The organism is Streptomyces abyssalis (assembly GCF_001751365.1).
In the GTDB taxonomy this organism is placed as follows: Bacteria; Actinomycetota; Actinomycetes; order Streptomycetales; family Streptomycetaceae; genus Streptomyces; species Streptomyces abyssalis.
This window is the reverse complement of the sequence record NZ_LJGT01000037.1, coordinates 63,233-84,519: the sequence shown is the minus strand read 5'-3', so window position 1 is coordinate 84,519 and position 21,287 is coordinate 63,233. Positions and strand designations below refer to the sequence as shown.

At 70.8% G+C, this 21,287-nt stretch carries 19 protein-coding genes; 7 read left to right on the top strand and 12 right to left on the bottom strand.

What is annotated here, in order from left to right; genetic code table 11:
• The 3 genes from AN215_RS03625 to AN215_RS03615 all read right to left on the bottom strand — a co-directional run bounded on the left by AN215_RS03625 (nucleotide 1) and on the right by AN215_RS03615 (nucleotide 2,676).
• Nucleotides 1–681 (bottom strand): cellulose binding domain-containing protein, encoded by a 681-nt coding sequence (locus AN215_RS03625; RefSeq protein ID WP_079122660.1) that lies wholly within the window; start codon nucleotides 679–681, stop codon nucleotides 1–3.
• 172 nt (nucleotides 682–853) lie between these two features.
• A complete protein-coding gene (locus AN215_RS03620) occupies nucleotides 854–1,903 on the bottom strand; it encodes a DUF1996 domain-containing protein (RefSeq protein ID WP_070010247.1) in 1,050 nt (349 codons plus the stop codon).
• Nucleotides 1,904–2,355: 452 nt separating this feature from the next.
• On the bottom strand, nucleotides 2,356–2,676 hold the full coding sequence (locus AN215_RS03615) for a DUF5955 family protein (protein ID WP_245694203.1): 321 nt from the start codon (nucleotides 2,674–2,676) through the stop codon (nucleotides 2,356–2,358).
• 361 nt (nucleotides 2,677–3,037) lie between these two features.
• Between AN215_RS03615 and AN215_RS03610 the strand changes: the two genes are divergently transcribed.
• The 4 genes from AN215_RS03610 (at nucleotide 3,038) to AN215_RS03595 (ending at nucleotide 7,641) form a co-directional block, all read left to right on the top strand.
• Nucleotides 3,038–3,673, top strand: coding sequence for a nucleotidyltransferase family protein (locus AN215_RS03610; protein WP_070010249.1), 636 nt, complete (start codon nucleotides 3,038–3,040; stop codon nucleotides 3,671–3,673).
• Nucleotides 3,674–4,023: 350 nt separating this feature from the next.
• Entirely contained in the window at nucleotides 4,024–5,652 is a 1,629-nt protein-coding gene (gene aceB / locus AN215_RS03605; protein WP_070010250.1) for a malate synthase A, read from the top strand.
• Between the two features lie 124 nt (nucleotides 5,653–5,776).
• The gene (locus AN215_RS03600) at nucleotides 5,777–7,102 is read left to right on the top strand and encodes a deoxyguanosinetriphosphate triphosphohydrolase family protein (protein ID WP_070010251.1); all 1,326 of its coding nucleotides are present in this window, start codon (nucleotides 5,777–5,779) and stop codon (nucleotides 7,100–7,102) included.
• A 50-nt stretch (nucleotides 7,103–7,152) separates the two neighbouring features.
• Nucleotides 7,153–7,641: a GNAT family N-acetyltransferase gene (locus tag AN215_RS03595; protein ID WP_245694202.1), complete on the top strand. Its 489-nt coding sequence runs from the start codon at nucleotides 7,153–7,155 to the stop codon at nucleotides 7,639–7,641.
• 134 nt (nucleotides 7,642–7,775) lie between these two features.
• On the opposite strand, the gene AN215_RS03590 is transcribed toward AN215_RS03595, so the two are convergent.
• From AN215_RS03590 to AN215_RS28365, 3 genes are all read right to left on the bottom strand, one after another.
• Nucleotides 7,776–8,678: a helix-turn-helix domain-containing protein gene (locus tag AN215_RS03590; protein WP_070010252.1), complete on the bottom strand. Its 903-nt coding sequence runs from the start codon at nucleotides 8,676–8,678 to the stop codon at nucleotides 7,776–7,778.
• 161 nt (nucleotides 8,679–8,839) lie between these two features.
• On the bottom strand, nucleotides 8,840–9,427 hold the full coding sequence (locus AN215_RS03585) for a putative glycolipid-binding domain-containing protein (protein WP_070010253.1): 588 nt from the start codon (nucleotides 9,425–9,427) through the stop codon (nucleotides 8,840–8,842).
• 149 nt (nucleotides 9,428–9,576) lie between these two features.
• Nucleotides 9,577–10,581 carry a hypothetical protein gene (locus tag AN215_RS28365; protein WP_079122659.1) on the bottom strand — a complete coding sequence of 335 codons (1,005 nt, stop codon included), beginning with the start codon at nucleotides 10,579–10,581 and terminating at the stop codon, nucleotides 9,577–9,579.
• Nucleotides 10,582–11,012: 431 nt separating this feature from the next.
• Between AN215_RS28365 and AN215_RS03575 the strand changes: the two genes are divergently transcribed.
• Nucleotides 11,013–12,089: an alpha/beta fold hydrolase gene (locus AN215_RS03575; protein ID WP_079122658.1), complete on the top strand. Its 1,077-nt coding sequence runs from the start codon at nucleotides 11,013–11,015 to the stop codon at nucleotides 12,087–12,089.
• 31 nt (nucleotides 12,090–12,120) lie between these two features.
• Here the strand turns inward: AN215_RS03575 and AN215_RS03570 are convergent, their stop codons facing one another.
• Nucleotides 12,121–12,627: a metallophosphoesterase family protein gene (locus AN215_RS03570; protein WP_070010254.1), complete on the bottom strand. Its 507-nt coding sequence runs from the start codon at nucleotides 12,625–12,627 to the stop codon at nucleotides 12,121–12,123.
• A 98-nt stretch (nucleotides 12,628–12,725) separates the two neighbouring features.
• Entirely contained in the window at nucleotides 12,726–14,171 is a 1,446-nt protein-coding gene (locus AN215_RS03565) for an NCS2 family permease (protein ID WP_070010255.1), read from the bottom strand.
• 270 nt (nucleotides 14,172–14,441) lie between these two features.
• Here AN215_RS03565 and AN215_RS03560 point away from each other — a divergent pair, with 270 nt between their 5' ends.
• A complete protein-coding gene (locus AN215_RS03560) occupies nucleotides 14,442–15,113 on the top strand; it encodes a helix-turn-helix domain-containing protein (protein WP_070031107.1) in 672 nt (223 codons plus the stop codon).
• Nucleotides 15,114–15,209: 96 nt separating this feature from the next.
• Here the strand turns inward: AN215_RS03560 and AN215_RS03555 are convergent, their stop codons facing one another.
• From AN215_RS03555 to uraD, 4 genes are all read right to left on the bottom strand, one after another.
• Nucleotides 15,210–16,619 carry a nucleobase:cation symporter-2 family protein gene (locus tag AN215_RS03555; protein ID WP_245694288.1) on the bottom strand — a complete coding sequence of 470 codons (1,410 nt, stop codon included), beginning with the start codon at nucleotides 16,617–16,619 and terminating at the stop codon, nucleotides 15,210–15,212.
• A gap of 381 nt (nucleotides 16,620–17,000) precedes the next feature.
• The gene (locus AN215_RS03550) at nucleotides 17,001–18,440 is read right to left on the bottom strand and encodes an 8-oxoguanine deaminase (RefSeq protein WP_079122656.1); all 1,440 of its coding nucleotides are present in this window, start codon (nucleotides 18,438–18,440) and stop codon (nucleotides 17,001–17,003) included.
• A 54-nt stretch (nucleotides 18,441–18,494) separates the two neighbouring features.
• Nucleotides 18,495–19,403: a factor-independent urate hydroxylase gene (gene pucL / locus AN215_RS03545; protein ID WP_070010256.1), complete on the bottom strand. Its 909-nt coding sequence runs from the start codon at nucleotides 19,401–19,403 to the stop codon at nucleotides 18,495–18,497.
• 7 nt (nucleotides 19,404–19,410) lie between these two features.
• Complete coding sequence (gene uraD, locus AN215_RS28360; protein WP_079122655.1) at nucleotides 19,411–20,334, bottom strand: 2-oxo-4-hydroxy-4-carboxy-5-ureidoimidazoline decarboxylase; 924 nt, start codon at nucleotides 20,332–20,334, stop codon at nucleotides 19,411–19,413.
• 218 nt (nucleotides 20,335–20,552) lie between these two features.
• Between uraD and AN215_RS03535 the strand changes: the two genes are divergently transcribed.
• Nucleotides 20,553–21,230, top strand: coding sequence for a LysE family translocator (locus AN215_RS03535; RefSeq protein ID WP_070010257.1), 678 nt, complete (start codon nucleotides 20,553–20,555; stop codon nucleotides 21,228–21,230).
• Nucleotides 21,231–21,287: the final 57 nt, after the last annotated feature.

Sequence of the window (21,287 nt, the reverse complement as noted above, 5' to 3'; positions counted from 1 at the left end):
TCAGAGGACGTGACAGGTGAGACGTGGGGCGGGACTTCCGCTTCGGGTCGCCTGGAAGCCGAACGCCGTCTGACCCTTCGTGGGAATCTCCGCGTTGCCGCGGCCGTTCCGCACCGTCACAGCCGCGCCCGACTCCCGGAACTCGGCGTTCCAGCCCTTGACCAGCCGCTGTCCGTCCGGCCACGTCCAGGTGATCTGCCAGCCGCGTACGGGCACTTCCCCGGTGTTCGTGACCCTCACCGTCGCGTTGAAGTCCTCCCACTGGCCGTCGACGTGCCAGACGGCCTTGCAGCCGCAGTCGGCAGTCCCCTCGCCGTCACCTGGCGCGCCGTCACCGGGCACACCGGGAGCGGTCCTGCCGTCACCTGGCGCGCCGGGCTCCGGCTCGCCGCTCCCGCCCGGAGCCCGGCCCGCCCCTTCCCCGTCGGACGGCGAACCGCCGGAGCCCACGGCCGACGGCGGCAAGGGCAGCCGGGCGTCCGGCACGGAGCGGGAGGGGATGTCATGCCGCGCGAACGGCCAGGCGCCGACCTGCTGGAGGACCACCGTCAACGCCAGCAGCAGCACCACGACCGCGCCCGCCCCCGCCGGCGCCGCACGCGCGACCCGGAGCCCCCACGTCACTCCGCGGCCGGGCGGGCGACGGCGCATCGGTGTCCAGGGCGATCCGGAATCGTCCATTCTCAACAACCCCTCTTGCGGCTACGGAAGCTGAACAACGGGAGGTGGCGGGGCACCGGCGCCGGTCCCGTCCGTCCGGGTGGCCCCGGACGGACGGGACGGATCGTGGCGCCGTACGGAGACGCCGGCACCGGACCCGGGCCTGGCGGGGCACCGGCGCCGGATCGTGTCGTCAGCCGCACCGCCGGCCGGAGTTGATGCAGTCCACGGCCCGGTTCATGAGGCCGTCCCTCATGACGTTGATGAAGTCGCCGTGGTCGGTGACCGGCTTGTGCTTCTCCTCGGGGAAGCTGTCCACCGCGAAGTCCGGTGCGTCGGGCACGTCATAGGTCAGGCGCTGCACCAGTTGCGGGATGGCCTTGAAGCCGTCGGGGCACGATCCGTCGTCCTCGGCGAAGGCCACATGGGCGCGGTGGTCCCCACTGTCCGTGTTCTGGCCGTCCCAGCAGCTCTGGAAGAACGCGGTCCGCACGACCCTGCTGCCGTCGGGGCAGATCGGATACTTGTCCTCGAGCTGGACCTTGTCCTCGAAGCCGGTGCAGGACCAGGCGGCGTTGGCGTTCGCGCCGCCGTTCGTGGAGGCCTTCGCGTCGCCGGTGATGATCCGCAGGAAGCGCGGCATGGCGACGACGTCGCCACGGGGGCTTCCGCGGAAGGTGAGGTCGACGGTGGCCGGTTCGATGATGGAACCGATGTTGCCCTCGGCTCCGCCTCCGGGCTTGCCGGCGTCCTCGCCCTGTTGCCTACGGTCGCGGAGCACCGGCCAGTAGTAGGTGGACTGGTCGCCGTTGGTGCACGTGGTGTCCTGCGCGGCGAGCGACTCGTCGGTCGAATCGCCGTCGACCTGCTTGTTGCCGACGTAGTCGTGCGTGTGGTGCGCGCCGTTGGCCACGCCCGGAGCCACGATCACGTTGTCCGAGTTGTGCTGGTCACCTGCGTTGGTGCCGCAGGCGGAGGTGAAGGTGCCGGTCGAAGCGCCCGGGCCGTTCCCGGGCTTCTCCACGTTGTCCGGGACCTTGGTGATGTCGACGAAGTCGCTGCCGACCGGGCCGCCCTGCTCGGCGTCGCCGTGCGCATGGCCGGCCTGCGAGGCCGCAGAGCCGCCGTTCTGCCCGGCGTTGGCGCTTACGTTGACGATCGCGATGCCGCCGCCCCCGAGCAGCAGCGCGACGGCTGCCATGGCGACGTTGCGCCCGGCCTTGTTCCGTTTGTGAGCACGCACGTTGGATCCTCACTTTCGCGTGATGGCTGTTCCGATGGACCGGACGGCCTGCCCCCGCGCTCTCATCGCTCCAACACGCTGGCGTGAAGTACTCGGCAGGTGCCAGCGGTTCAGCCTCGGCGTCCGCTGTGCGTAAGGACTGGGACGGATTCCTTACGTCCGTCTGCTTCCGGTTGCGCTCCTGCGCTGCGGCGGCCGCGGCGGCCGCGGCAGGGCGGCACGGCTGGGCGGCACCACGGGCGTGCCCGGCCCTCCAGGCAGCGGAACGGCTCTGCCGGCAGGCGGAGAAGGGGAATTCGCGAAAGGGCGTACCAGTGTGCGTCAGCACGCAGGCGAGCGCGGCTCGGAACAGCCCACACCGGACCGGCGGCAGCCCCCGGCTCACTTGGGCAGAAGTCCTACGGGTGCGTCCGCGGCACGCCGGAGTCCGTGAACGTCCGCCGGTTCACAGGTCAGTTCACCCGTCGGAAGCCGGACGGCTCACCGAAGAGCTCGATGGCGTTCCGCAGGCCCGAGAGAGCGTCGGCGAGGGCGCTCACCGAACCGACGGCCGCGACCGTCAGCAGCAGCGAATGACGCAGCTCTTCGGCCGTCGGGGCACCACTGGCGACCTGGCCGTCGAGGGCGGTCAGTTCGTCCTCGGCAGCGTGCCTGTCATGCAACTGGGCGGGGTAGGCGTCCAGTTCGGCCCGGAGACGGGCAACGGCAGCGCTCAGCCCGGCGACTCGCGGGTCTTCCCCGCGGTCGGCGGCAGGTATCACACGCTGCCCCACAGCATCGCTTCGCTGCACAGTTCTCCCCCACAGAGATGGTGCCGCGCGCCTGTCCCCCACAGGATCGAGCGCGACCGGCTCGCCCAAGTAAACGCCACTCTCCGCACATCGCGCCACACGGAGGGCGAAATTGGGGGCGTGCAACGCCAAGTTCGCAACGTCTTGCGCGGCTCGTACAGAATCGTGCGGAATGGATGTGCCGCACCGGCGGGGACGTACGGGACGCTGAGCCGACAGGAAGGCGTACGTGAAGGGGTGCGGGACTGCGCGGCCTGTGCCCGCCCGGCACCACCACCCCCGCCGCCAGGCGACAACCCCCGCACCCTGCCCCCGAGAAGCACAGAACGCGAGGAGAGCTCCCATGACGACCAAGCGGGACGAGCCGGAAGGCCCGGCCGCCCCCGTGGTGGCCGGGCTGCTGCTCGCGGCCGGCGGCGGACGCCGCCTGGGCGGACGGCCCAAGGCGCTGCTGCCGCTGCACGGGCGGCCGCTGGTCGAGCACGCCGTACGTACGCTCCGCGCCGGCGGCTGCGAGCGCGTGCACGTGGTCCTGGGCGCCGCGGCCGGGCAGGTACGGGCGCGGGCCGAACTCTCCGGCTGCACCGTGCTCGACAACCCGTACTGGGAGTCGGGCATGGGTTCCTCGCTGCGGCTGGGCCTCGACTCGCTGACGGGCACGGGCACGGACGCCGCGCTCGTCCTGCTCGTCGACCAGCCGGGCATCGGTGCGGGTGCGGTCGCCCGCGTCCGCTCGGTGTGCCGCTCCTCGGCCACGCTCGCGGCCGCGTCGTACGAGGGACGGCGCGGGCATCCCGTCCTGTTCGGGGCGGAGCACTGGGCGGGCATCGTGAAGAGCGCGGAGGGCGATCAGGGGGCGCGCCCCTACCTGCGTACGCGTGAGGACGAAATCGAGCTGGTGGAGTGCGGCGACATCGCCGACCCGTCGGACATCGACACCCCGCAGGACCTGGAACGGCTGAAGCGGACCGGCTCCTGAGCACCGGGCGGGCACATCCCACACCTCGGCCCCTGCGGGTTTCACCCCGCGCGGCCGCGGAACTCAGCACCTCACCACCCGTCGTACGGCGCGGTCCGCGTTTCCCGGAGTCGGCTGGCACCCAGGGTCACCGGACGGCGGCCGCTGACGGCCCATGAATGTCTCGACGTCAACAGACTCTTGCCTATTCCGCCATAAGGAAACTAGTATCCACTGTTCAGAAGCGTTCCCGCGCTCCCGGTGAACGTCGGGGCCGCTTCCACGAGTGCCGCGCGGCTCGCGGCACTCCGTGCCGGTACGCACGCGATCCGGCGGCCGAGCCCCCACGCCGCCATAAGGAGTGACCCGAAATGTCCGCAGGAGCGCCCTCCGCCGTCGAAATCGTCGATGCGACTCCCGTGGAGCGTCAGGAGGAAGTGCTGACCGACGGGGCGCTGGACTTCCTGGCCGCCCTGCACCGCCGGTTCACACCGAGCCGCAACGAGCTGATGGCCCAGCGCGGGGAGCGGCGGGCCGAGATCGCCCGCACCTCCACCCTCGGCTTTCTTCCCAACACCGCTCACATCCGCGACGGCGACTGGCAGGTGGCGAGCTGCCCGGAGGCGCTGAACGACCGCCGTGTGGAGATCACCGGCCCCACCGACCGCAAGATGACGATCAACGCGTGCAACTCGGGCGCCAAGGTGTGGCTCGCGGACTTCGAGGACGCTTCCGCCCCGACGTGGGAGAACGTCGTCGGCGGCCAGCTCAATCTGATCTCCGCCTACGAGCGCACCATCGACTTCACCGACGAGAACTCCGGCAAGTCCTACGCGCTCGGGCCCGCCGAGAGCATGCCCGCCGTCGTCATGCGTCCCCGCGGCTGGCACCTCGACGAGCGGCACCTGCGTGTCGACGGTGAGCAAGTGCCGGGCGCCCTCGTCGACTTCGGTCTCTACTTCTTCCACAACGCCCAGCGCCTCATCGACATGGGCAAGGGGCCGTACTTCTACCTGCCCAAGCTCGAATCGCACCTCGAAGCCCGGCTGTGGAACGAGATCTTCGTCTTCGCCCAGGACCACTGCGGCATCCCCCAGGGCACGGTACGGGCCACCGTCCTGATCGAGACGATCACCGCCGCGTACGAGATGGAGGAGATCCTCTACGAACTGCGCGACCACGCCTCGGGGCTGAACGCCGGCCGCTGGGACTACCTCTTCTCCATCGTGAAGAACTTCCGTGACGCCGGGGCGAAGTTCGTCCTGCCGGACCGCAACTCGGTCACGATGACGGCCCCGTTCATGCGCGCGTACACCGAACTGCTCGTACGCACCTGCCACAAGCGCGGAGCCCACGCCATCGGCGGCATGGCCGCACAGATCCCCAACCGGCGCGACCCGGAGGCCAACGAGAAGGCCATGGCCAAGGTGCGGGCCGACAAGGAACGCGAGGCCTCCGACGGCTTCGACGGCTCCTGGGTGGCACACCCGGACCTCGTCCCCGTCGCGCAGGAGTCCTTCGACGCGGTCCTCGGCGACCGTCCGAACCAGAAGGAGCGGCTGCGCGAGGACGTCGAGGTCACCGCCTCCGAACTGCTCGCCGTCGAGGAGACCGACGCGAAGCCGACGTACGCGGGCCTGCGCAACGCCGTCCAGGTCGGCACCCGTTACATCGAGGCGTGGCTGCGCGGCATGGGCGCCGTCGCCATCTTCGGCCTGATGGAGGACGCGGCCACCGCGGAGATCTCCCGCTCGCAGATCTGGCAGTGGGTCAACGCCGGAGTGGTGCTGCCCGACGCCCCGGAGGGCGAGGTGCGCGTCACCGCGGAGCTGGTCCGGCGCGTCGCGGACGAGGACCTGGCAGAACTGCGCGAGGAACTGGGCGCCGAGACCTTCGCGGCGGGCGAGTGGCAGCGGGCACACGAGCTGCTGCTGCGGGTCGCGCTGGATGAGAAATACGAGGCGTTCCTGACGCTCCCCGCGTACGAACTGCTCGACTGATTCCTCACGTCGGCAGTGGCCGGTCAACCAGCCACTGCCGGCACCCCGTACGGCTGCGCGGAGGCAGGCGGCAGCCACCCATAATCATGTGACCAGCACACGATCACGGACTTACGATCCCCTCATGCGACCGGCTCACTACAGCGACGAGGACCTGGAGCAGCACTCCCTGCGCCGGCGTGTCGCCGACGACGGACAACGGTCGGCGTTCGAGCACGACGTCGACCGGATCCTGTACTCCACGCAATGGCGCGCGCTCGCCGGCAAGAGCCAGGTCGTCGCCAGCGGTGAACTCGGCGCCTACCACACCAGGTTGACCCACTCGATGAAGGTCGCCCAGCTGGGGCGGCGAATGGCCGAGCGCCTGGAGCGGCGCTACGGCGGCCCCAACCCGGCGCTGGTGGAAGCGGCCTGCATGGCGCACGACATCGGTCACCCGCCCTTCGGCCACGCCGGAGAGACCGCGTTGCGGGCGACGATGGACGAGCTGCACTTCGCGGGCGGGGTGCTCGACAGCTTCGAGGGCAACGCCCAGACCCTGCACATCCTCACCTTCCTCGCCGCCCACAAGTACCCCGGACACCGCGGACTTCACCTGACCCGGGCCTGCCTGGACGCCGCGACGAAGTACCCCTGGGAGCGCGCCCCGCGCGACGTCGATCCCGCGCGGCACGCCAAATGGGGCGTCTACGCGGCCGACCGCGAGGCGTTCGCATGGGTGAGAGCGGGCCGGGGTGACGACGCCGTGCCGATCGAGGAGCAGGTGATGGACTGGGCCGACGACGTCACCTACGCCTGTCACGACGTGGAGGACTTCTACCGCACCGGTTTGATCCCGCTGGCCGCGCTCCTCCCGCCCCCGGGAGCCGCGGGCGGTGACACCGAACGCGAGACGCAACGGTTCCTCGACTATGTGGAAGCCAAACGCCGCCGCGCCGGTGTCGCGTTCGACCGGGACGAGGCGTCGCACCTCCTCGCCGACATCGCCAAAGCCCTGTCGGTGCCAGGCCCCTACGCCGGCCGTCACGACGACGACGTCGCCGTCAACGCCCGGACCGCCAAACTCATCGACCACTTCACACGCGACATCGCGCTGGCGGTCGAGGGCCCGGCAGCGATCCGCTACGGAGCCCGCCTCGTCGTACCGGCCGACAGCCGGGCCGCCTGCGACCTGCTCAAGGAACTGGTCTGGTGCTACGTCATCGACCGCCCCGCACTCGCCACCCAGCAGCACGGAAAGCAGCGCATCGTCTCCGAACTGCTTCGCTGGACCTACGAGTCCCCTCGGCTGCTCCCCACCGACCGGGCCGAGGAACTCGACCTCCACGGCGACCCTCTGCGTGCCGCCGCCGACCACGTCGCGTCCCTGACCGAGGACCAGGCCATGACCCTGCACCGTCGCCTGTCCGGCACCAGCCTGGGATCCGTGAGCGACGCCATGTGGCTGTGACGGGCCCGCTGGCGGGCCCCGACGGGCCGCCCGGCCTCAAGGAGCGCGCAATGACCACCGACGGCCTGCGGAACGGGACACCGGCGCCTGTCGTGCGCCCCGCTTCCGCGACGGATCTCCCGGCGCTTCAAGAACTCGCCCGCCGCACAATCGATTCGCGCTACCGCCCGTTCCTGGGTGACGAGAGCGTCGAGGGGTTCATCGGCAGCGGAGCCTCGGACGACCACATCGAATCGCACTTCCGGCAGGGCCACGTGCACTGCATGACAGCAGCGGGGCGGATCGTGGGACTCGCGATTCTCGAGGGCCCCACCATCGACCTGATCATGATCGATGTGGACCGCCAGCGGGAGGGCCTGGGACGCGTCCTGCTCACGGAGGCCGAGAAGATGCTCTTCGCCGAGTACGACGAGATCCGCCTGGAGAGCTTCACCTCCAACCACGCCGCCATCGCGTTCTACGAGGCATGCGGCTGGTCGGTGAAGGGCCCGCTGGAGTCCGCTGGCCCCGAGAGGGTCGAACTGGTGCGGCATCGCTGACCGCGCGCCGACGCCTCCTCCCGGGCCCGGCGCGCAGGGGCACGGATGCAGGGGTGCACAGGCGCAGGGTGCACGGTCGCAGGGGTGCACGGTCGCAGGGGTGCGCGGGCGTGCCGGGCCGTGGAGCCGGTGCGCTACTCCCGCCGGAGCTCCGCCCGCAACGCCCGCCCCAGCCATTCGTAGTCCGGAGCACGTGACGGCTGCGGCTCGTGGCCTCTCACGCTGCGGAGAAGTTCGGCGTAGCGGTCCGCTCCCGCCTCCAGACCCGCGTCCAGGCCTTGGAGAATCCCGGCCCTGTCCGCGTCGCCGAAGAGATCCGTCAGCACCTCCGAGGCGTCCGGCCCGTCCGGGTCCACGCCGTCCTCGCGTGCTTCGCTCACGACGTTCACCACGTGCCGGGTGAACCAGATCGAACCGCCCGGGCTTCCCTTCACGTTGAGCTCCAGCATCTTCCGCATCCGGGAGCGGAAGTCCGGGTCCTGCATCAGTTCGGCCAGCTGAAGCCAGGCGTCGACCTGCTCCGGCGTGGGGCTGTCGGGCAGTTCGACCGGGGAGCGTCTCAGCCGCTCCGCCAATTCGGGGCCCCCGTCGACGCCTTCGGACACCTCCAGCATGAAGTCCTCGATGATGTTCCTGCGTTGGGCGACGGAGAGCCGCGCCAGCTTGTTCATCAGTGCTGTCTCCTCTGCGGTGGAACCGCGTTCCGCGACGGTGGAAAGGACGGCCCGGCTCACCTTCAGGGCACGTATGCGGGCGTCCAGAGCGGCGACGTGCGCGGCCGCGATCTCGGCGACGGGTGCCTCCCGGCGCACTACGCGGCTCACCTCCTCCAGTCCGAGCCCCAACTCCCGTAGGGTTCGGACGAGTTCGAGGCGCGCGACGGCTTCGGCGCCGTACAGCCGGTAACCGCCTCCGGACCGCCGCTCGGGCGTCAGCACACCGACGTCCGACCAGTAGCGGACGGTGCGGACGGGGACGCCTGTACGGTCGGCGAGCTGCCCGATCGTGAGGCAGGCCTGGTGTTCGTCTTCGCTCATGCGGGAAGTCTGGACCTTCCAGCGGCTGGAGACTCAAGCCCTGGTGACCGGTCGTCGTTTCCGACTTCGGGCCTGCGCCCCGCCGACGCAGTCGATCACCCGCTGGGGCCTGATCCAGCCCTCGCGGCCGAGCCGGCGGACCATCGCTCTCGGTGCGGCCCTCAGGTGACGCGGATGGCGATGCCGGGGTAGTCGCGGACGAGGCCGGCGCTGTCGTACGCGAGGCGGCAGTTGAAGCCGAAGGCGGGGGCGGCGTATTCGTAGCGCTGCTGTCCGGCCTTGTCGCGGACGAGTTCGTAGGTCTGGTCGAGCCGCTCTACGGAGAGGTCCGCCGCGCGTACGTACGCGGCGGGGGCGTCCGCGCGGTCTCCGTCCGCGAGGCGGAGGCGGCGTACGGGCAACGCGTTGGTCATCGCGGAGGATTCGAGGTCGATGTCGCGGCACCCGTCGAGGTGGGTCGAGACCACGCCGTCGATCTGCCAGTGACCGGAGCCGTCGGTGAGGATCGATGTCGTGCGGTGACCGGCGGCGGAACGGCCGGAGATGTGCGCGGTGCGGGTGGCCCAGTCGGTGTCCAGTTCGATCTCGTAGTCGACGATCCAGGTCGTGCCGTCTTCGAGGGCGGTCGTGCAGCCGTGGACGCGCCAGCCGTCGCCGGACGGCGCGTGCTGGAAGTAGACGACCTCGAAGCCCGAGCGGGCCTTCATGTGCTGCCACGCGGCGGCCTTCGGCGGGTCACGGAAGTCCATCGGGGCGCCCTCCTCCTGGATCGGGAGGCACCATCCTGACCCGGGGCCGCGGGCAGGCCGAGGCGGCTCGCCGGTCGCCGCCGGGGGGCGGGGCGGGCAGCGTACGCGCGGGCGGCGTCGCCGGACGGAGCGGCGTCAGACGGAGGGCGTCAGACGGAATTGCGGTCGAGCCCTGCGCGCTTCGCCTTCGCGCGCCGCTCCTCGTCCGCCGCGGCCCGCCACTCGTCGAACGCGTCCCAGTCCAGCGGCTGCAGGCACATCAGCTCGCCCGTGCCGGGAACCAGCAGCGCGCCTCCGAACACCTCGTCCCCCGCGAACCAGACGCCTTCGGCGATCCGCTCGGGCCAGCAGGGGTGCCCCATGGGTTCACGGGCGAACATGTCAGGGGACTCCAGCCCCTCGTAACCGAGCACCAGGACCCGCCCTCCGTTCCGCGACAGGTCCAACTGGTAGACGGGGGTGCGGAATTCGAACCCGTACACACTCAGTACGCGGGCGCACTGCCGTACCCAGCGCAGCTGGTCGAACCAGCAGACCGTCGCCAGTACGATGCCGAGAAGCCCGACGCCCATCAGGGGAATGAGGTACGTGGCTCGCGTGATCAGCGGTACGGCCATGAGCGCGAGGCAGATGAGCACGAGCACGCCGTAGCGCTTCAGCAGGGCTGTGTACAGGTGGTTGACCACTCCGCGGTGATCGCTGCCGTCGGTGGCGTACGGCGCCGCGCCGCCCCTGGCGGGTCTGCGCAGCACATAGCGCACCCCGAGCAGTTCGAGGACGGCGAGAGAGAGCATCCCGGGTATCGCGAGGAGGACCAGGTCCTCACTGCCCACGAAGAGTGTGACCCCGTACGAGGCCACGGTCGCCAGCGCCCACAGAGGCTCGCGTCTGGGAGGGGCGGTCGGGGCGGCGGCGGGGACGGGCGGCGGCGGGGCGGCGTGGTCGCCGGAGCGGCCCGGAACGGGGGCGCCGGGGCCCGCGGCGGCGTGAGCGGACGCAGGAGCGGGTGCGGGAGCGCCCGCGTGGGCCGGCGCGGCGGGTGCGGCCCCGGCGTCGAAGCTCCCGGCCGGCGTCCCGCTCCGATCGGCCCCCGTCCCCTCACGTCGCGCCGCGGCGGCCTCGCCTCCGTCGTGTTCAAGTGAGGCCTCTGGCATGACATCTTCCTGTTGATGGTCCGCAGTCACCCGAAACACCGTTCCTCTGCCTCAGCCGCGGAGCCGGGGTGCCGGCTCCGTGTTTCCCCGGGACGTCCAACCGGAGGGTCATCGGTGAGACGTCACCGTACTCGCCCGCGGCGGGCCGCACGTCGTTGATGAGCCAACGGCAAAAGAGAGCATCCGGAGGGCGCCGGAGATACGTGACACGGGCGGCCGGATCAGCCGAATCCGACCCGATCCAGCCAGAAGTCGAGCAACTTCTCATCACCGGTTATCCCGACGCTGCCGCCGCGTGCGGGACGGCGGCGGTAGATCACAAGCAGCAGCTCGGTGAGCGGCCCGTGGACGGAACGGTGGCGGCAGGTACACCCCCGCTCCGGGGCTCAGAGCCATGTCGTGCGCTGCCGGGCGTACGTAGCTTCGGGGCCATGACGAAACGGGAGAAGAACGACGGGACGGACGCGGTCCGCCCGGTCACGGGTGCTGGGGCCGCAAGCGGTGCGACACGGCGGAGAGTTCTCCGCACCTTCAGCCTGGCCGGGGGAGGCGCGGCGCTGGCCGGCAGTGCGGGCGCGGGCGTGGCCGGCGCCTCCGGGACCGGGCGGCGCGACGAGCAGCAGGGCGGGCACCCGGCCGGGAGCCGGAGCGGGCACGGCCCGCGTACGTACGTCCTCGTGCACGGCACCCACAGCGCCGGCGGTCATCTGGCCGGCATCGCGCGGGAGTTGCAGCGGCGCGGACACCGCGCCGTCACCGTGGACCAGCCGATGCACGGCACGGAGGCCTTCGTGCCGGAGGCGTACCAGAGGCAGGACCTGCGGGCCCTGGCCACCGAGCCGTCGCCGCTGGCGGAGCTCACTCTGGACGACTACGCACGCCGCGTCGAGGGGCACGTACGCGATGCGGCACGTCACGGGCCCGTGGTGCTCGTCGGCCACAGCATGGGCGGCACCTCCGTGAGCCGCGTCGCTGACGCGGTGCCCCGGCTCCTCGACCGCATCTGCTACTTCGCAGCCTTCTGCCCGAGCCGGGCGATGCCGTCGCTGGAGGCGTGCATGTCCTCTCCGGAGGCCGCGGACGCCATGGATCCGGACGAGCAGGTGATCGGCGACCCGGAGAAGCTGGGCGTGATCCGCCTCAACTGGCGTACGGGCTCGGCCAAGGACCTCGCGCTCTTCAAGGAGATGGTCTGCGCGGACTATCCGGATGCGGCCTTCCGGCGGATCCTCGGCCTCATGCAGACCGACGAGTGCGTACGGGCCTACGGAGAGCGGGCAGTCGGCCGGGCGCACACGTGGGGCCGCGTCCCTCGTACGTATCTGCGCACGGGCAGGGACCGTCTGGTGCCGCCCGCCCTGCAGGACCGGATGATCGCCGAGGCAGACGAACTCACCCCGCACAACCGCTTCGACGTCCGCGACTTCCCCCGCGCCTCGCACATGGGTCCGCCGGACCCGGGGCTCGTCGCGGACGCGCTGCACGAGGTGCGGCTGGGCCGCCGGTGAGCGCTCCCGGGCAGCGGCCCCACCGGAGGCCTCAGCCGCGGCGCGGCAGGCGGTGCAGCTGCACCTGGGAGAGGCCTTCGGCCGTCACCTCCGCCGTCATGTACGTGCAGTAAGGCTGGCGGCGGCGGTCTGTGGGCGAGCCCGGGTTGAGCAGGCGGAGGCGGCCCTCTCCGGCTGTGCTGTCCCACGGGATGTGGCTGTGCCCGAAGACGAGGACCTCGGCCTCGGGGAAGCGCTCGGCACAGCGGCGTTCACGGCCGCGCGCCTCCCCGGTCTCGTGCACGACCGCGAAGCGCACGCCGCCCAGTTCGGCTTCCGCCACCTCGGGCAGGCGGGCGCGCAGTGCGGGCCCGTCGTTGTTGCCGTACACGCCGACGAGACGGCGGGCGCGTGTTTCGAACAGGTCGAGCGTGGCGGTGTCGACCCAGTCCCCGGCGTGGAACACGACGTCAGCGGCGGCCAGTTCGCTGAGCAGCTCGTCGGGGAGCCGTTTGGCACGCTTCGGCAGATGCGTGTCCGAGGTCAGCAGTAGTCGCACGCCGCGACCATAGCCGACGCGACCTGCCCCGCTCCTGTACGGCGACGGCCCCGGCGGGAGTGCCGCCGGGGCCGTCGCGATGTGCCGTGCAGGGATGGCTACTTGATGCCGAGCAGCATCTTCAGCGGCTCGATGGCGAAGTAGACCAGGAACAGCAGCGCGCTGACCCAGAGCAGCCAGTGCACCTCCCGGGCCTTGCCCACGCACGCCTTGATGAACACGTACGCGATGAAGCCGGCGCCGATGCCGTTGGTGATGGAGTAGGTGAACGGCATGACGGTGATGGTCAGGAAGGCGGGGATGGCCAGTTCGTAGCGGTCCCAGTCGATGTGCTTGACCTGCGTCATCATCAGGAATCCGACCACGACGAGCGCCGGGGAGGCGGCCTGGAGGGGCACCATGGTCAGGACCGGCGTGAGGAAGAGCGCGAGACCGAACAGACTGCCGGTGATGAGGCTGGCGAATCCGGTACGTGCGCCTTCCCCGACACCGGCCGCCGACTCGATGTAGGTGGTGGCGGACGAGGAGGAGCAGGCGCCGCCGGCGACGGCGGCACCGCCGTCGATGAGCAGGACGCGGCCCAGGCCGGGGACCTGACCACGCTCGTCGAGAAGCCCGGCTTCGGCGGTGACGCCGACGATGGTGCCCATGGTGTCGAAGAAGTCGGACAGGATCAGGGCGAAGATGAGCAGGACGACGGTGAGGATGCCGGCCTGTCCGAACGCGCCGAACAGATCGAACGCGCCCACGAGTCCGAAGTCGGGAGCGGCGACGGGGTTGCCGGGCAGGTCCGGCGAGGTCACACCCCAGTTCTTGACCTCGGCGAACTCGTTGATCACGATCGCGGCGACGGTCATGACGACGATGCTGATCAGGATGGCGCCCTTCACCTTGCGGGTGACGAGCACGATCGTCAGCAGCACGCCGAGACAGAAGACGAGCATGGGCCAGCCGGTGAGCGTGCCGGTGCCGAGCTGAACCGGAACGGTGGTCTTCGCCGCGTCCGGGATGCGGGTGACGAACCCGGCGTCCACGAGGCCGATGAAGGCGATGAACAGGCCGATGCCGACGCTGATGGCCTGCTTGAGGGGCTGCGGGATGGCGTGCATGACGGCTTCGCGCAGACCCGTCATCACCAGGATGCTGATCAGCAGGCCCTCGAGCACGATCAGGCCCATCGCGTCTTCCCAGGCCATGAGGGGGGCGACCTGGACGGCGACGATGACGTTGATGCCGAGACCCGCGGCCAGGGCGAGCGGAAGGTTGCCGCCCACGCCCATGATCAAGGTCATCACCCCGGCCACCAGGGCCGTGGCGGTGGCCAGTTGGGCACCGTCGAGCTGCTGACCGAACTTGTCCTCGGCGCTGCCGAGGATGATCGGGTTGAGCACGAGGATGTACGCCATCGTGAAGAACGTGGCGAATCCACCACGTATCTCCCGGTTGAGCGTCGATCCACGTTCGCTGATGCGGAAGTACCGGTCGATCGGGCCGCCGTCTCTCCTGGGCGGCGCGTCGGCCGGACGTGCGGGGCTGGTCTGCATTTCTGCGTCTCCTGGACCTACAGGTGTGAGGGGCAAGCAGGGCGGTGCCGCCGGGGAGCGTGGAGGCAGTGTTCAAACACGCATGCGGTGCCTTGCCGAGCGGATCATACGCGTGAGGCGGGGATTCACAATTCCTCTGCGGTCTCGGAGGTTTACGGCTTCGAAACAGACCTGTGGGTTCCTACAGAATCGCCCCCGACCTATCCCCCAAAACGGAATGCCGGGACAGCAACCGTGGAGTCGCGGTGTGTAACCCCCTACTCTCACCCCGTGCATCCACCGATCTCATTCAACGCGCGCGCCGCCCGTACCCTGCGCGAGAGACTGGGGATGGCCCCTGGCCACGTCGCTTACGGCATGCGCGCCTCGTACGGCATGAGTCACGTCAGCCCCGACCACATCACCGCGTGGGAACGCGGCGACGCCCTGCCCAACGCCAACGAGCTGTCCGCCCTGGCCGGCGCCTTGTGGTGCCACCCCGGCGAACTCATGGGCCGTCCCCGCTCCCTGCTCGAACACCGCCTGGCCCAAGGGATGTCGGCCGACGACATCGCCCGCCTCATCGGGGTCGATCTCGACGCCTACCGTCGCATGGAGGAGACGGGCAGCTGGACGGGTGACAAGCGTCAGTCCGCCAACCTGGGCAGCATCCTCAAGCTCCCCCCTCGCGACTTCATCGCCATCACAGGCCTGGAGGACGAACTCGCCCGTCTCCTCACCGAAGCCGTCTCCACCCGCTGGCAGGCGCACATCCGCGCCATCTCCAAGCTCGTCTCCATGGACAAGAGCGAGCTGAAGGAACCTCTGGCTGCCATGCAGCAGGAGTACCAGGCGCTCATGGCCGCCACCCTCGGCCGTGCCAGCAGCAACGCCACCGGCGAAGAGGGACGGCGCTTCGTCGACAACATCGTCGGTCACTTCTGGGCCCAGTTCCCCGATTAGCGCTCGCCGGCCGTCTCGTACCGGCTCTTCGCCGGGCCGTGCCCGGGACGCTGCGCGCCGGCCTCCTCCCGCCCTTCCCTGACCCGGCGGCGGGACTCACTCCTGAGCGGCCTCCCTGCCCTGCCTGTCCGCGGTGCCGGTCGTGCGCGGTCGGGGGATTCCGCCCTCGTCCGCGTTGGCTCCGCCCTCGTGGGCGGGGACTGCGCCCTCGGCCGCGGGTGCGGCGGCGGCTTCGTCCCGGCGGCGGCCCACGTGGTGGAAGAGCAGGTTGAGGACGACGGCCGTGACGCAGCCCGTGGAGATGCCGGAGTCCAGGATGATGCGGGCGCCGCCCGGGAAGACGTCGTAGAAGTCGGGGGCCGCGACGGGGACCACACCCACCGCCAGCGACACCGCGACGATCACGATGTTGCTGTCGTCGCCCAGGTCCGCCTTGGCCAGGGTGCGGATGCCGCTGGCCGCGACGGAGCCGAAGAGTACGACGCCGGCCCCGCCGAGCACCGGCTGCGGCACCGTCGCGATCAGAGCGGCGGCCACCGGGCACAGCCCCATCAGGATGAGGATGCCGCCGCCCGCGGCGACGACCCAGCGGCTGCGGATCCGCGTCATCGCGACCAGGCCGATGTTCTGCGCGAAGGCGGTGGCCAGGAAGCCGTTGAAGAAGGGGCTGAGGAAGGAGCCGAGGGTGTCGGCCCGCAGCCCGGCGGCGATGGTCTTCTCGTCCGCCGGGCGGTCCACGATCTCTCCCAGCGCCAGCATGTCGGCGGTGGACTCGGTCATCGAGACGAGCATGACGACGCACATCGAGACGATGGCGGCCAGCGCGAACTGCGGTGCGCCGAAATGGAAGGGCGTGGGGAAGCCGACGATGCCCGCGCCGCTCAGCGCGCCGAAGTCCGTGATGCCCACGGGGACGGCGATCAGCGTGCCCACCGCGAGTCCGAGCAGCACCGCTATCTGCTTGACGAAGCCGCGTGTGAAGCGACGCAGCAGCAGCACGACGACGAGGGTGACGCCGGCCATGGCGATGTTCTTCGTCGCGCCGTAGCCCGGGGCCTCGGGGTCGCCGCCCTGCGCCCAGTTGAAGGCGACCGGCATGAGCGAGACGCCGATGAGGGTGATCACGGTGCCGGTGACCACGGGCGGGAAGAAGCGCACCAGCTTGCTGAAGTACGGCGCGAGCAGGAAGCCGAGTGCCGCTGCGACCATGCACGCGCCGAAGATGACCGGCAGCGCGTCCTGCGGGCCCTCGGACTTGTTGATCGCGAGCATCGGCGCGACCGACGCGAAGGTGACGCCGTTGACGAAGGGCAGGCGCGCGCCGATCCGCCAGACTCCGATCGTCTGCAGGAGGGTCGCGACGCCCGCCAGGAACAGGCTCGCGCCGGTGAGGAAGGTGAGTTCGGAGACCGGCAGTCCGACGGCCGCCCCGATGATGAGCGGCGGCGCCACCACTCCCGCGTACATGGCCGCCACATGCTGCAGGCCGGTGGTGAGGAGCTTCAGCGGCGGGAGGGTCTGGTCGACGGGGTGCTTGCCCTGCGGCGACGCGGGCGGGTGCCCGCTCCCTGCTGCTTCGTCGTCCGGGGCGGGCGTCTCGTTGGGTCCGGGCGTCTCGTTGGGTCCGGGCGTCTTGTTCACGGCGGTCCTCCGGTCCTGCTGTCGGTGCCACAGGTCAGGTCACGTTCCACGGTGTTCTGCGTCGCCGTTACGCCCGGTGGTGCCGGACCGTCCCGGAGGCGTGAGGGGGTTGGGCCACGCCCGGGAACGGCTGAGGTGGTGCTGGCCCGGCCGGGAGCCGTCCCTCCCGGCCGGAGTCTTGTGTTGTCGCGGCCCCGGACCGCGTGTTCAGGTCCCGGACCGGGGCCGCGGTCCGGCCGCTGCGTCTCAGCCCGCGTCCGCGGCGATACGGGCGAGGCGCCGGGCCTCGTTGCGGGCCTCGCGCGCGATCAGGTCCTCGTCGGCGGTGGTGAGACGGCCGTCCTCGACGACCGTCCGGCCCCCCACGAGCGAGAGCGTCACCGGGGCGGCGGCGCCGAGCACGAGCGCGGCGACCGGGTCCTCGATCGTGGAGTGCCCGATGCCGTCGAGCCGCCAGAGCACCAGGTCGGCGAGCTTGCCGGGCTCCAGCGAGCCGATCTCGTCGGCTCTGCCGAGGACCTGGGCTCCGCCGTACGTTCCCAGACGCAGTGCCTGACGTGCGGTGAGGGCCTTCTCCTTGTGTGCGCCGAGGCGGTTCACCAGGAGCGCGTTGCGCAACTCGGTGTGCAGTTCGCCGGATTCGTTGGACGCGGTGCCGTCGACCCCGAGACCGACGGGGACGCCCGCCGTCAGCATGTCGGGAACCCTCGCGATGCCCGCGGCAAGACGGGCGTTGGAGGAGGGGCAGTGGGCGACGCCCGTGCGGGTGCGGGCGAACGCGGCGATGTCGGAGTCGCTCATGTGGACGCAGTGCGCCATCCACACGTCGTCGCCGAGCCAGCCCACCGAGTCCAGGTAGTCGGTGGGGCCCATGCCGAACCGCTCGTGGCAGAACTTCTCCTCCTCCACCGTCTCCGATCCGTGCGTGTGCAGCCGTACACCCTTGCGCCGTGCCAGCTCACCTGCCTGCCGCAGCAGTTCGGTCGTCACGGAGAACGGCGAGCAGGGCGCGACGCCGATCCGCAGCATCGAGCCGAAGGACGGGTCGTGGTGCGTGTCGATGGCCGCTTCGGTCGCGGCGAGGGCGTCGTCGGTGGTCTCGACGGCGAAGTCCGGCGGAAGTCCGCCGTCCGACGCCCCGAGGTCCATCGATCCCCGGGTGGGGTTGAAGCGGACGCCGAGTTCGCGCGCGGAGTCGATCTCGGCACGCAGGAGGTCGCCGGCGCCGCGCGGGAAGACGTAGTGGTGGTCCATGGCGGTGGTCACGCCGCCGCGCGCCATCATGCCGAGCGAGCCGCGCGCGGCGGCGCGGACCATGTCCTCGTCGATGCGTGCCCACACGGGGTAGAGAGCGACGAGCCAGTCGAAGAGGTTGGCGTTCTGTGCGAGACCGCGGGTGAGCCACTGATAGAAGTGATGGTGGGTGTTGACCAGGCCTGGAGTGACGAGATGGCCGGCACCGTCGACGCGGCGCACGACACCGTCAAGTCCCGCCGGCGCGCTGCCTTCACCGACGTACTCGATCCGGTCGCCCGCCACGACGACGTGTCCGACGGCGTGTTCGGTGCCGTGCGCGTCGACGGTCGCCACGGCGCAGTTCTCGATGACGGTGCGCTCCGCCACACCCTCGGCCGTGTTCTCGGCTGCGCCCTCGGTCCGGTCTGTGCGGTCTGCCGGGTCAGTCATGGTGTCGGGAGTCCCGTCCTCGGTGCCGGCCGCGTCGTGCCGCGGCAGCGGTGGTCACAGGTTGGTCATGTCGGCCGGTATGAGCGACTCGGCGCCGTCGCGCAGCACCGTGGCCTCGATGAGGCCGTAGGGGCGGTCTGCGGCGAAGTAGACGGCACCGTCCGCCGCTTCGTTGCCGAGGCCGAACGGCTCCAGGTCCACCCTGAAGTGGTGCTTGTTGGGCATCGAGAAGCGGATCTCTTCCAACTCGGGCCTGTTCTGCAGGACCTGGGAGCCCATCTGGTAGAGCGTCTGCTGCAGTGAGAGCGAGTAGGTCTCCGCGAAGGCCCCCAGCATCTGCTCCCTGGTGGCCTCGTACGAGGCGTCCCAGCCGGGGCCCTGGTGTGCGGAGTTGTGCCGCCACACGGCCGTCACCTCGGTGGCGAGGATGCGGTCGTGGTCCTCCTTGAGGGTCGTGTACTTGTCCTTGATGTAGCCCCAGAACTCCGAGTCCGTGGAGTTGAGCACCGTAAGTCCCTTGAGCCCGCTGAGCACTTGGACGCTCTGCCCGTCGTAGGTGATCTGCGCGGTGCGGGTCTCGCGGCCGCCGCGCACGAAGGAGTGGGGCCTCCCGCCGCCGGAGCCGGCGATGCGCTCCCACGCGTACTCCTCGACGCGGATGCGCGCGGTGCGGATCGGTTCGGTCGTGTCGACGAAGTGGCGGGCGAGCGCGATGCCGAACTGCTCGGCGGACTCGATGCCTTGCTCCTTGGCGAAGGCGAAGACCGTGTTCTTGGTGGTGTCGGTGGGCAGGACGTTCGCGTTGGAGCCGGAGTAGTGGACTTCGTCGAGGTCGCCGCTGAGAGCGACGGAGACGTTGAGGTCCTTGATGTGGTGGGTGGCACCGTCCCGGGTGATCTTGACGACGCGGTTCTCCGCCTTGCCGTACTGGTTCTGGCCGAGAATCGTGTTCGGCACCGTCATGTCGCTGTCAGCTCCCTCGGTATACGGAGTAGCCGTACGGGTTGAGCAGCAGCGGCACGTGATAGTGCTCGCCGGCGGCGACCGCGAATACCACGGTCACCTCGGGGAAGAAGGTCCCCCGCTCCCCCGCCCCGTCCGGCTCCTCGGGCCCGTCCGCGGTGTTCGTCGTCAGGTACGGCTCGACCCCGAAGGTGAGCCGCGCGTGCGCGGTGCCCCCGGGCAGCGCCGGCAGGTCCTTGCAGCGTCCGTCCGCGTCCGTCGTCGAGACGGCGTGTGCGGACCACTGCGCCTCGCGGCCCGTACGCACGGAGAGTTCGACGCCGACGCCGGCGGCGGGCCGGCCGGCGCTGGTGTCGAGGATGTGCGTGGACACCGAGGCGGTGGGTGCCGCCGAGGGGTCGGTGGCACCCGTGTCCGCCAGTGCGGTCAGCCGGATCCGGTTGATCTTCGTCAGCTCGGTGCGGACGGTCTCCCGTTCTTCCTCGGGCGAGTTGCCGAGGCGGCTGCGTGCGGCGTCCCGCATCTGCTCCCCGCTCAGTCCGGTCGCGCAGATCAGGAAGACGTGCCCGAACCGCTCCTGGTAGGCGAGGTTCAGCTCCAGCATCTCCTCCTTGAGCGCCTCCGGAGCTCCCGCCATCCCCCGCTGCTCACGTGCGGAGGACGGGTCGCCGGGACGAGGCCGTCCGATGGGCGGGTGCCCTGACATGGCCTCGGCGAGGTCCGCCGCGGTGAGCCCGGCCATGGCGGCGTCGCTCGCGGCGAGCAGTTCCGCCGTGTCCGCGTACGGACGTCCGGCGAGCAGCGAGTCCGCCCATGCGGAGGCGGTGCAGACCTCGTCGAGCGCGGTACGGGCGTCGCTGCGGGCGGCGGAGTTGAGCCAGGTCAGACCTGGTGCCGCCGAGGAATGGGAAGGTGCGTGGGAGGGCGTCACGTATGCCTCCGTGAGACGTTCGGGCTGGGAACAGCTAAGCCCCGGAGACACCCGACGTCAACACTTTGTTGAAATTCTCGACGGGGTGCGGGGATCGCGGGGACCCGGGTGCGGGACGTGGCAGCCGCGTCCGCCGGCCCGCCTCCGGCTACGTCCGGAGTCCTCGTCCGAAGGTCCGGGTGGCCGCGCGGGGGCGGCCTGCGGAATGCTTCCGGGTCATGGTCGACCTCCACCGCCTGGCAGCCTTCTGCGCGATGTCACTGCTGCTGTCCGCAGTACCCGGACCGAGTGTGCTCTTCGTGGTCGGCAGGGCCCTGGCACACGGACGCCGTGCGGCGCTCGCCTCCGTGACCGGCAACGCCGTCGGCGGCTATGTCCTCGTCGTCGCGGTGGCGCTGGGGCTGGGGAGCGTGGTGTCCCGGTCGGCCTTCCTCTTCGGCGCCGTCAAGATCGTGGGAGCGGCGTATCTGATCCTGCTGGGCGTGCGGGCGGTACGCGGCAGCCGGAGCACCCTCCGGGAGGGCACGGCCCGGGGGCGCGCGGCCCCGACGCGTACGGCCCCGGAGACCGCTGCGCCGGGCGGCCTGCGGCAGGGGTGGGAAGGGTTCACGGTCGGGGTGACGAACCCCAAGAGCATCGTCTTCCTGATGGCTGTCCTGCCCCAGTTCGTCGACCGCGCAGCGGGTCATGTCGTCGTTCAGATGCTGCTGCTGGGGATGGCGGGCGCACTGCTGCAGCTCGCCTCGGACAGCATGTGGGGTCTCGCGGCTTCCGCGGCGAGGGACTGGCTCGCCCGCTCACCGCGCCGCGCGTCCCTGCTCGGGGCGACGGGCGGCATCGGCATGATCGGCCTCGGGGTGACCGTCGCCGTGACGGGGCGGGCGGAGCCCGCATGAGGGGGGCAGTTTCCGCGGGGCTGCGGCTGCCCGCGCGGCTCCGGCTGCCGGGGCCGC